At 72.9% G+C, this 10,786-nt stretch carries 10 protein-coding genes and 2 pseudogenes; 6 read left to right on the forward strand and 6 right to left on the reverse strand.

Translation table 11 applies throughout. From position 1 onward, the window contains the following. The first annotated feature begins 19 nt into the window (after window positions 1–19). Complete coding sequence (locus AMK22_RS20605) at window positions 20–256, forward strand: hypothetical protein (protein ID WP_242434068.1); 237 nt, start codon at window positions 20–22, stop codon at window positions 254–256. 57 nt (window positions 257–313) lie between these two features. Here AMK22_RS20605 and AMK22_RS20610 read toward each other — a convergent pair whose 3' ends face one another. The 3 genes from AMK22_RS20610 to AMK22_RS20630 form a co-directional block, all read right to left on the reverse strand. Next, a complete protein-coding gene (locus tag AMK22_RS20610) occupies window positions 314–1,051 on the reverse strand; it encodes a transglycosylase SLT domain-containing protein (protein ID WP_073787050.1) in 738 nt (245 codons plus the stop codon). A gap of 238 nt (window positions 1,052–1,289) precedes the next feature. Then, window positions 1,290–4,328: an HAD-IC family P-type ATPase gene (locus AMK22_RS37635; RefSeq protein WP_079186303.1), complete on the reverse strand. Its 3,039-nt coding sequence runs from the start codon at window positions 4,326–4,328 to the stop codon at window positions 1,290–1,292. After that, on the reverse strand, window positions 4,321–4,683 hold the full coding sequence (locus AMK22_RS20630; RefSeq protein WP_073787052.1) for an ArsR/SmtB family transcription factor: 363 nt from the start codon (window positions 4,681–4,683) through the stop codon (window positions 4,321–4,323). Before AMK22_RS20630 ends, AMK22_RS37635 begins: the two co-directional genes overlap by 8 nt. Before the next feature lie 284 nt (window positions 4,684–4,967). Here AMK22_RS20630 and AMK22_RS20635 point away from each other — a divergent pair, with 284 nt between their 5' ends. Further along, window positions 4,968–5,234, forward strand: a complete 267-nt coding sequence (locus AMK22_RS20635; protein WP_073787256.1) for a GlsB/YeaQ/YmgE family stress response membrane protein — start codon at window positions 4,968–4,970, stop codon at window positions 5,232–5,234. An 87-nt stretch (window positions 5,235–5,321) separates the two neighbouring features. On the opposite strand, the gene AMK22_RS20640 is transcribed toward AMK22_RS20635, so the two are convergent. From AMK22_RS20640 to AMK22_RS20650, 3 genes are all read right to left on the reverse strand, one after another. Next, on the reverse strand, window positions 5,322–6,257 hold the full coding sequence (locus tag AMK22_RS20640; RefSeq protein WP_073787054.1) for a M56 family metallopeptidase: 936 nt from the start codon (window positions 6,255–6,257) through the stop codon (window positions 5,322–5,324). Between the two features lie 4 nt (window positions 6,258–6,261). Continuing rightward, on the reverse strand, window positions 6,262–6,762 hold the full coding sequence (locus AMK22_RS20645; RefSeq protein ID WP_079186304.1) for a BlaI/MecI/CopY family transcriptional regulator: 501 nt from the start codon (window positions 6,760–6,762) through the stop codon (window positions 6,262–6,264). 172 nt (window positions 6,763–6,934) lie between these two features. Then, window positions 6,935–8,299, reverse strand: a complete 1,365-nt coding sequence (locus AMK22_RS20650; RefSeq protein ID WP_073787055.1) for an alkaline phosphatase — start codon at window positions 8,297–8,299, stop codon at window positions 6,935–6,937. Between the two features lie 173 nt (window positions 8,300–8,472). Between AMK22_RS20650 and AMK22_RS41825 the strand changes: the two are divergent. From AMK22_RS41825 to AMK22_RS20665, 4 genes and pseudogenes are all read left to right on the forward strand, one after another. Then, a pseudogene (locus AMK22_RS41825) lies at window positions 8,473–8,796 on the forward strand (choice-of-anchor A family protein); the annotation flags it as partial. A gap of 43 nt (window positions 8,797–8,839) precedes the next feature. Further along, a pseudogene (locus tag AMK22_RS42385) lies at window positions 8,840–9,166 on the forward strand (choice-of-anchor A family protein); the annotation flags it as partial. Between the two features lie 15 nt (window positions 9,167–9,181). Beyond that, entirely contained in the window at window positions 9,182–9,574 is a 393-nt protein-coding gene (locus AMK22_RS42390) for a prealbumin-like fold domain-containing protein (protein WP_443333309.1), read from the forward strand. A gap of 266 nt (window positions 9,575–9,840) precedes the next feature. Continuing rightward, complete coding sequence (locus AMK22_RS20665) at window positions 9,841–10,764, forward strand: GNAT family N-acetyltransferase (protein ID WP_073787061.1); 924 nt, start codon at window positions 9,841–9,843, stop codon at window positions 10,762–10,764. The last annotated feature ends 22 nt before the right edge of the window (window positions 10,765–10,786 follow it).

The raw sequence follows: 10,786 nt of genomic DNA on the forward strand, positions 1-10,786 counted from the left end.
ATTGCGCAATATTTAAACCATGACAGCGGATACGAACGACATGACCGGCTGGGAGTACGCGGTTCTCGACGGCGGCCCCGCCGACGGACTACGCATGCGGGTCACCGACCGCCCCGGGGTGCTCCAGGTGACGTACCCGTGCCAACTGGACGCACCACCGGGCGACATACAGGTGGAGGCGCTCTACGTCTACCGCCGCGACCTCCGGGTGCGGAGCGAGCCTCTGAGGTACGGCTTCGACCGCGCCAGCCCCTGACGCCCCGTCGACGCCCGAGAGCGGGCGGGCCCCGCCGTCTCCGGCCGGCCGTAGACCCTACGGCCGGCCGGAGACGGCCTTCCCGGCCTTGTCCCAGTTGGCGTGCAGCCGGTCCAGATAGGACTGCGCCTGGCTGCCCGGACGCGCGCCGCGGGCGAACGCCAGCATGTTGCCCGACCCTGTGTTGTATCCGAGGGCCAGCAGCTCGTCCGTCGTGTACGGCGCCGAGCGGTGCCCGGGCAACATCGCCGCCAGGTCGTGCAGGTGCCAGGCGGCGGCCTCGATCGCCAGGTCGCGGTCGTCGGGCAGTTCCTCCCACCGGCGACCCGCGAGACCGTGCCGCTGTCGCGTTTCGTCGAAGGCGGCACGGTGCATGTTCGCGATGCCGAAGGCGGCATCCGGCTTGTAGCGCTGCCAGGCCCGTTCCAGCTCCGGATCGTGCGGCTTGTACGACTCGTTGTAGAGGATCGCCATCAGCAGCCGGGGCTCGATTCCGGCCCGGGCCGCGTGCTTCCGTACCTGCGCGGCGCAGGACGCCGGGTCATAGGCCCCGTTCGACGGCACGGCCGGTCCGGTGGCCGGGGGCACCGACGGCGCGGGCGTGGTCCCGGCCCGCTCGGTGGGCTTCGCCGCGGCCGGCCCGGTGGGCCCGGTCTCGGACGGTGAGGCTCCGGACGGCGAGGCCCGCGGCCCGTCGGCCGACTCGGGCGCGTGACCGCCCCGTACCAGCAGCCACGCCACCAGTACGAGCACCGGCACCACGACCCACCGCCGACGCGCCCCGGAGTCCGTCATCGTCCGTCGCCTCCTCCGGTGCACCCGTCGAGTACCCACGAGTCTACGAAGTCCGTCCGCACTCTCAGGGTCCGGCGGCACGGGCCGAACGGCGTACCGCAACTCCCCGATGCCCGGCGACTCCCCGGAACCCGTCAACTCCCCGAAGCCCGGCACCGCGCCTGACGCCCGGGGATCACCTCTGGGCACGAGCCCGACATCCACGCCCGGGAATCGTGCTCGCGCCCGGGCACCGCTGCTACGCCCGGGCGCCACGGTTCTCGTGGCGGCGGCGGGCGACCGCGAGGGCGACGGCGTACAGCCCGAGGACGACCACGAGCAGCAGGTAGTAGACGCTCGGCAGCGCCGTCATGCCCAGGGGCGGACCGAGCGGGGAGAGCGGCAGCAGCAGACCGGTGACGGCGAGCGCGGCGGCAGCACGGCCGACCGGACTGATGCCCCGTACGCCGAAGACGCCACGGGCCCCGGAGGTACCAGGGGCCTCGGCGGTGCGGCGACCGGTCCGCAGGAGCACCATCACCAGAGCCTGGGTGAGCAGGTTCTCCGTGAACCAGCCGGAATGGAACAGCGCCTCGTCGTCCGTGCCGCCCGGGCCCCGCAGGGCAAGCGCGAGCACCGCGAAGGTGGCCAGGTCGGCGACGGCGTTGAGCGCGCCGAAGGCAGTGATGAAACGGAGGAAGTCACGCGGCCGCAGCATGGTCGGGCGCCTGAGCGCGGCCGGGGCGACCCGGTCGTAGGAGAAGGTGAGCTGGGCCGCGTCGAAGCACAGGTTCTGGACGAGGGCCTGGGCCGGGAGCATCGGCAGGAACGGCAGCAGGAGACCGGCGGCGAGCATGGCGATGACGTTGCCGAGGTTCGAGGAAAGCGTGATGCGCAGGTATGTCGCGATGGTGACGCTGCTGTGCCGACCCGCCATGATCGCGTGATCGATCGCGGTCAGGTCCTTGCCGTGACCGGCGAGCACCACGCCGGCGCTCTCCCGGGCCACGTCGACGGCGTCGCGCGGGCAGATCCCGACATCGGCGGCGTGCAGCGCGGGCAGGTCGTTGACGCCGTCGCCGAGGAAGCCGGTGGTGTGGCCGGCGGCCCGCAGCGTGGTGACGATCCGGGCCTTGTGCTCGGGGGTGCAGCGGGCGAACACGGTGGTCCGGTCGGCGAGTTCGGCCAGTTCCCGGTCCGTGAGCCGGTCGATGCCGTCCGCCGTGCACACCTCGCCCGGGTCGAGGCCCAGATCGCGGCAGGCCCGCGCCACGGTTCCGGGGTGGTCGCCGGTGAGCACCTTGACCGTGACGCCGCGGTCGGCGAGGACGCGCAGGGCACCGGCGGCGGAAGGGACGAGTTCCTCGCGCAGCGCGACGAAGCCGGTGAACGTCAGTCCGCGTTCGTCGGCGGGCGTGTACGCGCGCTGCCGCGCGGGACGTTCGGCGGTGGCGACCGCGAGGAGTCGCAGCCCGTCGTCCGCCCGGTCGGCGGCGAGTGCGAGCAGCCGCTGTCGCTCGGCGTCGTCGAGGGCACACCGTTCCAGCACGTTCTCGACGGCGCCCTTGACGACGAGGGTGTGGACGCCGAGGCGGCCGGGGGTGCGTACGACGGCCGTGGAGAGGCGGCGAGCGGGGTCGAAGGGCACGGCCGCGATCCCGTCGTAGTCGAAGGGCACGGCCGCACCCCTGCCGTGACCGGGCACACCATGGCCGGACGCGTCGTCCGCGTCGGCCGGGTCTGCCGTATCCGCCCCATCGGCCGTATCCGCCCCATCGACTGTGTCCGCCCCATCGACTGTGTCGCGGGCGTCGGTGGCATCGTGGGCGACGAGAATCGCCTCGCCCAGGGCGTCGTCGGCGTCGAGAATCGCCTCGTCCAGAGCGTCGGGGACGGGCAGGTCGGCGAGCTGAAGGGTCCACCACGCGTTGACGGCGGCCCAGTGCAGCACCTCGGGATCGTCCCGGCCGTCGGCGTCCAGCGCGCGGACCACGACGGGCCGGTCCTGCGTCAGCGTGCCCGTCTTGTCCAGGCACAGGACGTCGACCGCGCCCAGGTCGTGCAGCGCAGGCAGCCTTCGGACGATCACGCCGTGGACGCGGGCGAGGAGCGACGCACCACGCGCCAGGCACGTGGTGACGATGACGGGCAGCATCTCCGGGGTCAGCCCCACCGCCACCGCCACCGCGAACGGCAGCGTCTCCAGGCCCCGGCCGCGCAGGGCCGCGTTCGCCATCAGCACCAGCGGCGGCGTCAGCAGCATGAACCGGATCAGGATCCAGGAGATCCCGTGCACCGACCGGTCGAAGGCGCTCGGGCCGCGCGGGTGCACGGAGTCGTGCGCGGCGGCGAACCGGGTGCGCGCCCCGGTCGCGACGACCACCGCGGTGCCGCTGCCCGCCATGACGCTGCTTCCCTGGAAACACAGCTGCGGCGCGTCGAAGGGGCCGCTCTCCGGCGCCTCGCCGCGCGTCGCCCCGTGCCCCTTCCACCCGGCCCCGCCCCCTGCCGGCCCGTTCCCGTTCCCCGTCGGCCCGTTCCCGTTGCCCGTCGGCCCGTTCCGTGTCAGTCCGTCGTGGGTCGGCCCGTTCCCGTTCCCCGTCGGCGCACCGCCCGTCCACCGGTCCCCCGGCCGGTTCGGGGCGTCGACGGGGTGCTTGACGACCGGGGCCGACTCCCCGGTGAGCGCCGCCTGGTTCACGCTCAGGTTGTTCGCGCGCAGCAGCCGTACGTCGGCGGGGACCAGATCCCCGGGCCCCAGGCGCACCACGTCCCCCGGCACCAGTTCGTCGACCGGGATCTCGCGGGCCACCGGCGCCGCCTCGCCGTCCGCGCGGCGCAGGACCGTCGCGGTGGTCGCCACCAGGTCCCGCAGCCCGGCCATCGAACGGTCGGCGCGGTGCTCCCCCGCCGACCGCAGCACGCAGCTGACCACCACGAGCACGGTGATCACACAGGCGGTACCCCAGGCCGCGACGGCCGCGGACACCAGGCCGAGGCAGAGCAGCACCGCCGTGAACGGATCACGCAGACTGCGCAGGAAGCGCCCGGGCCACGACACGGTCCGCCGGGCGGGCAGCGTGTTCTCGCCGAACCTGACCAGGCGCTCGGCGGCGTCCCCGTCCGTCAGCCCGCGGGGCCCGGTGTCCAGCGTGCGCAGCACCTGGAGCGAGGTCAGTTCACGCAGGCCCCCGCCGATGACGGCGGCTCCGCCCGGCGCCGGGGAGGCCGACGGCAAAGGAGCCGGTGGTCCGGGTGCGGTACGACCTGACTCCTCGGCCTCGGAGGTCTCAGGCACCGGTCCTGCGGAGCGCGCGCACCGGCGCGGACGCCCCGTCGGCCCGTGCGGCCAACTGGCCGACCATCAGCCGTACGACGGTCACGACATCGGGGTCGTCCACGAAATACACCATGCGCCTGCCCTCACGACGGGAGCGCACGAGACCCGCGAGCTTCAGCTTCGTCAGGTGCTGGCTGACGGCGGGCAGCGCACCGCCCACCCGCTCCGCGAGTCCGGTGACATCGCTCTCGCCCTGGGCCAGCGCCCACACGATGTGCAGCCGCGCGGAGGACGCCAGCAGTCCGAAGGCCGCGGCGGCCTCCGCGAGCACCTCCGCAGGCGGGTCCTCGAAGCCGTCGGTGCCTGTCGCCACCGTCGTCCCTCCCTTTCCGCGGGGTCGCTTGCGAACCTGCCCAGTCTAGGCCGTACCCCGGGCGCCCGCCCGGTCCCGCCCGCTCGGCGCCCCGCCCCGCCACCCCAAGCCGAGCGGATCCGCAGGGTGGCGCCCGGTCGCGGCACCGAACCGAAGGGGCCGCGCAACCAGCACCGTCCCGGCGGCGTCTTCACCACCGTCTGTACAGTTGCGCAACCAAGCAACGCACTGTCGCCGTCCTGGACTTGCTCCGCCCGGTACGGCCCGACGAGGGGAACGAGAACGTGGGCATCATCAGCTGGATCATCCTCGGTCTGGTCGCCGGAGTCATCGCCAAGGTCCTGTTGCCCGGTCGTGATCCGGGCGGCCTGATCGGCACCACTCTCATCGGCATCGCGGGCGCCTTCATCGGCGGCTGGCTCTCGGCACGCCTCCTCGACCGGCCCGTGGAGAAGGACTTCTTCGACCTGGCCACGTGGGGGGCGGCGATCGGCGGCTCCCTCGTCCTCCTCATCGGCTACCGCATCCTCTTCGGGAACTCGCGGGACTGACGCCCGCGGAATCGCGCGGGAGCCGACCCCGGGGCCAAGGCCCCATCAGGCGGCCACCCCGGGGGGCTCAGGTCTCCCCACCCGGCTCTACAGCGGCGTGGCTGCCCGCAGGATCACGATCATCGTGACCGCGGAGTTCGCGGACGACATGGCCGACAGGGCCGCACCGGCCACGGCGTACCAGGCCGCGGCGCCGACCGCGGTGAACGTGGGCGGCCAGGTGCGGGCCGCCGGAGCCGGGCCGAGCAGCGCCGCCACCCTGCGCGGTACCGGACCCGGAGCGGCGAAGGCCGTCAGCGTCGAGGCGGGCGGCGGGGGCGAGATCAGCGCGGCCTTGCCCACCGCGCGGGCCGTCACCCGCCGGTCGCCGACCACGCGGGCGGCCTCCTCGTCCGCCCAGCGCTCCACGGTGTACGCCACGGACGTACGGAGCGGCCGCAGGAACGGGTTGGCACGCGCCGCCAGCCCGGCCACCAGGAGAAAGCGGTGGTGACGCCCGTCGAGGTGGGCGCGCTCGTGGGCGAACAGCGCGCGGCGCTCCCGCGAGCCCAGGCCGGCCAGCATCCCCCTGGAAACCAGGATCCGGCCCGCGCCCCCGCTTCCGGGCAGCGTGTGGGCGTACGGCGTGGCGTCCGGCAGTACGGCGACCCGGGTGGCGGGCAGCCCCCGCAGGGCCCGCTCGGCATGACGCCGCACCCGGTAGTGACGCAGCAGGAGCCCCGTACAGGCCGCGGCCACGACCGCGAGGGCGCCGATGGCTGCCTTCCCGACCAGTTCGTGGCGCGGCACTGCCGCCCGTACCTCGGGGTCGGACCAGCCGTCGGGCAGCGGGTTGCCCGGGAGCTGGGCGGTGCCGACGATCGCGAGCAGGACCAGGCAGAGGGTGCTGCACAGCCCGAGGACGGCGCTCGCCGCGGACAGGAGCCTGGTGGCGGCCCGGGGGTGGAGGTGGAGTTCCGCCAGGCGGGCGATCGGCCAGGCGGTCAGGGGCAGGACGAGCGGCAGGAAGACGAAGACGCCCATGGTTTCAGTTCTCCCGGCCGTCCCGGTCCTCGGTACGGCTTCCCGGTTCCCCGTCGTGGGCATCGTTGAGGAGCGCGCGGAGCAGTTCCTCGTCCCGTGCGGACAGGCCCGACACGAAGCTCATCAGCACGGCCTCGCGGTCGGTCTCGCCGTCCAGCACCCGCCGCATGCGGTGTGCGGCGAGCCCGGCCTCGTCCGCGGCCGCCGTCCACAGGAACGAGCGGCCCACCCGTTCCCGGGTGACGACGCGCTTCGCGTGCAGCCGGGTCAGGATCGTCATCACCGTCGTGTAGGCGAGCGTGCCCCCGAGGTACGCCCGTACCCAGGCCGCCGTCTCCGGACCGGGCGCGGCCCGCAGCGCGGACAGCACCTGCGCCTCCAGTTCGCCCTGTCCACGACGGCGACCGCGCGCACCCCACTCCCCGCCGCCGTCCTCGTCGCGTCCCCGGTCCCCGTCCCGGGACCGGCCCAGGTCGTGGTCCCGCTCCTGATCCTGATCCGTCATGCCGTCGTCTCCCTGCCCGTGTGCCCTCCCCGTCGGGTGGGCACCCCATCGTAGTGAGACAGGGCGACGGAGAGGGGCCGCCCGGAATTCCGGGCGGCCCCTCTACTCGTACACGTCACGGCCTGCGCGCGTGACACCGACGGCCGGACGGTCGATACGGACCGGCGGCCGGTCAGCGCAGCCGGAGCGCCTCGCGCAGCGTCGTGAACAGCTCGGTCTGGTCGGTGACGCCGAGGACCCGGTACGCCTGCGGGCCCTGCGCCGCGATCCGGACCTGGGTGCCGGTGTGCTCCTGCGACTGACCGGGCGGGTTGGTCGAGTAGTTGACCTTCAGCTGCTGGCCCTCGTCGGTGATCAGCGTGGAGGACAGGCCGGGCGGCTGGGCCTCCAGCGGCACGATCTGGCTGCTGTGGCCGTGGTCGGCGGTGGTGACGACCAGGGTGTCGGGGTGCTTGGCGGCGTAGGCGCGGGCCACCTTCACGGCGCGGTCGAACGCGGCCGTCTCACCGATCTGGCCGCACGGGTCGGCCGCGTGGTCCTGCTTGTCGATCGAGGCGCCCTCGACCTGGAGGAAGAAGCCCTTCTTGCTGTGCTTCTGCTTCGCCTCCAGGAGCTGGATGGCCTTGGTGGTCTGGTCGGCGAGGTTCGGGGTGCCGGCGGGCCGGTTCGGGTTGCTGGTGACGCAGCGCTGCGGGTCGGTGCCACCGACCGCCGCGGCCTTGCCGGTCCACTCGGTGGGCACGTTGCCCGGCGCGAAGAGGCCGAGCACGGGCTTGTCGCCCTTGACCGCCTTCAGGGACCGGTCGTCGGTGACGACCTGGTAGCCCAGCTTCCGGGCCTGCTCGGTGACGGTCAGGCCCTTGTACCTGCCGTCGGTCACCTTCTGGTCGAAGCGCTGCTTGCCGCCGCCGAGAAGGACGTCGACCTTGTGGTCGACGCTCTGCTCGGCGATCGATCCGGGGCCGCCCTCGGCGATGGTGTCGGTGGGGCACTTGGCCATGTCGGCGGGGCCCTGGCAGGAGCGGTCGGCGGTGTGCGAGGCGAGGACGGCCGGGGTGGCGTCGGTGAGCTCGGCGGTGGTCACCGAACCGGTGGCGAACCCGCCCTTCTGGGCCAGCTCCAGAATGGTCGGGACGGCCTTGTTGCTGCCCGGGGTCTTGGAGATCCGCCCGTTGACGGTCTTCACACCGGTCGCCCAGCCCGTGCCGCTGGCCGCGGAGTCGGTGACGTACTCCGGGGTGCCGTCGGCGTGCACGGCGTACGTCGTGTAGGCGCCGGTCAGCGGGAACTTGTCCATGTTCAGACGACCCGCCGCGCCCACGGTGTAGTCACGGGCGAGGGTGATCTCCGAGTCCCCCATGCCATCACCGATCAGCAGGATGACGTTCTTCGCCGTCCCGCCCTTGACGGCCCGCTGGGCCTGCTCGTTGGGGCCGAACGCGCCCGCCGTCGTGGTGACGGCGACGACGGCGGCGGTGGCCGCCACGACGGCACTCGCGGCCACCAGACGGCTGCGGGACAGTCTCGGTCCGGGCATGCGTGACTCCTTGCACAGGTCGGTACGGGGTGGAACCGGTCGGAACGGGGCCCGACAGCGAGGAGTCCATCAGCGCGACGTTAACTGCGGACGACATCGAGGTGCCCGCTGTTCGGCCGGAACAAGTCGCACCAACCTCCCACGCGCACCAACCTGAACGCGTGGGCTCGCGCGTGCCCCCGCCCAATGGTGCGGACTTCCTGACCACCGGCGGGAACGTGACGATCGCGAGCGGCCAGCGCCTCGACACCACCGGCGGGCTCATCGGCGAGCAGGGCATCGTGCGCTACGCCGGGACGGAGACCGGTACGGTCACCGGGCGGCTCGTCCACGCCCCCGACGCCCAGCCCTACACCGCCCTGCGGAACCAGCTGACCACGGCCAGCCGCTGCTACGCCCGGATCGACGACCGGCCACGGCCGGCCACGGGCACCGCGGTCAACGAGAACACCCAGACGGTCTTCCGGGGCGACGGAACGTCCTCGCTCCAGGTGTTCAACGTGGACTTCAACCTGACCGCGGCCAACGGGCGGCCAGCAGGGAATCGTCTTCCGGAACATCCCCGACGACGCGACGATCCTGGTCAACGTCCTGGGCGGCAACCGCGTCATCAACACCTTCAGCGGCGGCATCGACGACAGCACCTCGCCCCTCAACGCCTATCGCGAGCGGCTGCTGTGGAACTTCCCCGACGCGTCCTCCGTACGCCTCGCCGGCACCGGACAGCTCCAGGGCAGCTTCCTGATGGGCGAGCAGGCGTCCATGACGACGGTCACCATTCCCGGCATCAACGGCCGCTTCTTCACCACGGGTTCGCTGACTCACACCAGCCTGGCGGAGCACGGCGGCCAGGAGTTCCACGCCTACCCGTTCGTCGGCGACCTGCCCGACTGCTCGGGGCCGAACCCGGTCACCGGTGAGGTACGCGTCCTGAAGACCGACGCCGAGACCGGACACGTGCTGCGGGGCGCCGGCTTCGACGCGTGGCGCGAGACCAACGGCATCGCCGGCCCGCAGACCATCGGGATCAACCCGGACACCCGGGTCGGACCGGCCTGCGCCACCGACCCCGCCGGGCTCTGCACCTTCGACGGCCTTCGCCTCGGCGAGTACTACCTGCGCGAGACGGCCGTCCCCGAGGGCTATGTCCTGCCCACGAACCCGGTCTTCGGCCTCTACGCGGTGACCGAGGAGAACAGCGCCACCGGAGTGGCCGTCGAGCTCTCCAACCAGCGCGGCAAGCCGTGCAAGGGCGAGACCTGCACGAACGCCTGACCCACCCGCGCCCCGGCCCCGCCCGGGACCGGGGCGCACCCCTGCCCCGTGAACCGGTCGTGGGCGCCCCGGGCCGCACGGGCGGCACGGGCGAACAGGCGCCCCGGCCGAGGCGACCGACGCCGTCAAAACCGCGGTCGAGACCGACCGTGCCGACTCGGCGGCCCCGCGACCACCCGATCCGGGTATCGGGCGCCGCTCTGCTACATTCGTGGCATACCGCACCTCTTGGCGGCCTCCTGAATCCCTCGACTCGGAGGTTTGTCATGCCGTCCCCTCTGAAGGTGCGCTCCTTTCACCGCGACGACCGCGATCAGCTGACGGAGCTGGTCAACGCCCACGTCTCAGCGGTTGTCCCCGGTCTCTCCGTGTCCGTGAACACGGTTCTCAACCAGTTGCAGCGCCGTCCCGACGAGTTCATCACCGATCCGTGGGTGGCCGAGCGCGTCACGCTCGTGGCCGAACAGAGGCAGTACGTCGTCGCCGCCGCTCACCTGCTGCGCTACCGCGCCGATGCCGCGACCGGAGCGGATTACCGGAACGCGGGCGCGATCGAGTGGTTCGTCTTCCGGCCCCCGGCCTCCTTCTGGCCGGACTCCGAACAGGCGGCCGACCTCCTGATGGCGGCCTGTCTCGCACAGTTGAAGCGCTGGGAGGTGTCGCGGTGCTACGCCGACGGACAGCTCCCCGCACCCGGCATCTGCGGTCTCCCGGAACAGTGGCAGCACGTCCGTGCCTCCTACGAACGGGCCGGCTTCACGCGGACCGGACACACGGAAGTGCTGCTGATGGCCACGGTGGCTGACCTGAGGCAGGTTGTCGGGGCCGCCGCCCCGGGCCTGGCCGTCCAGCGCACCCTCGGCGAGTGCGGGACCCGGTTCTCCGCCTCGCTGGGCGCGGACGTCGTCGGATTCGCGGAGGTGGACACGTCCGTGGACCGGCCCGAGCGGCACGCGCGCAACGGTGGACTGGCGGACCTGACCGAACTCCATGTCGCCGAGCCGTACCGGGATTCGGGGCTGGAGGAACGTCTCCTCGCGCACGTCGCACAGTGGCTGCGGATGGCCGGGGTGGACCGGCTGACGGCATGCGCCTGCGCGGACGACACCGAGGAGATCGAGCGGCTGAGCCGGTACGGCTTCCAGGTGCTGTCCCGTATGACGCGGGGGTGGGAGCACCGGGCCGGCTGACGCCCCGCGACAAAAGTCCTGA

This window comes from Streptomyces sp. CB01580 (assembly GCF_001905795.1).
GTDB lineage: Bacteria > Actinomycetota > Actinomycetes > Streptomycetales > Streptomycetaceae > Streptomyces.

Excerpts from the sequence above, each read along its gene's own strand:
- AMK22_RS20605 (WP_242434068.1), top strand. The coding sequence starts at position 20 with ATGACAGCGGATACGAACGACATGACCGGCTGGGAGTACGCGGTTCTC.
- AMK22_RS20610 (WP_073787050.1), bottom strand. The coding sequence starts at position 1,051 with ATGACGGACTCCGGGGCGCGTCGGCGGTGGGTCGTGGTGCCGGTGCTC.
- AMK22_RS20640 (WP_073787054.1), bottom strand. The coding sequence starts at position 6,257 with ATGGGCGTCTTCGTCTTCCTGCCGCTCGTCCTGCCCCTGACCGCCTGG.
- AMK22_RS20645 (WP_079186304.1), bottom strand. The coding sequence starts at position 6,762 with ATGACGGATCAGGATCAGGAGCGGGACCACGACCTGGGCCGGTCCCGG.
- AMK22_RS20650 (WP_073787055.1), bottom strand. The coding sequence starts at position 8,299 with ATGCCCGGACCGAGACTGTCCCGCAGCCGTCTGGTGGCCGCGAGTGCC.
- AMK22_RS20665 (WP_073787061.1), top strand. The coding sequence starts at position 9,841 with ATGCCGTCCCCTCTGAAGGTGCGCTCCTTTCACCGCGACGACCGCGAT.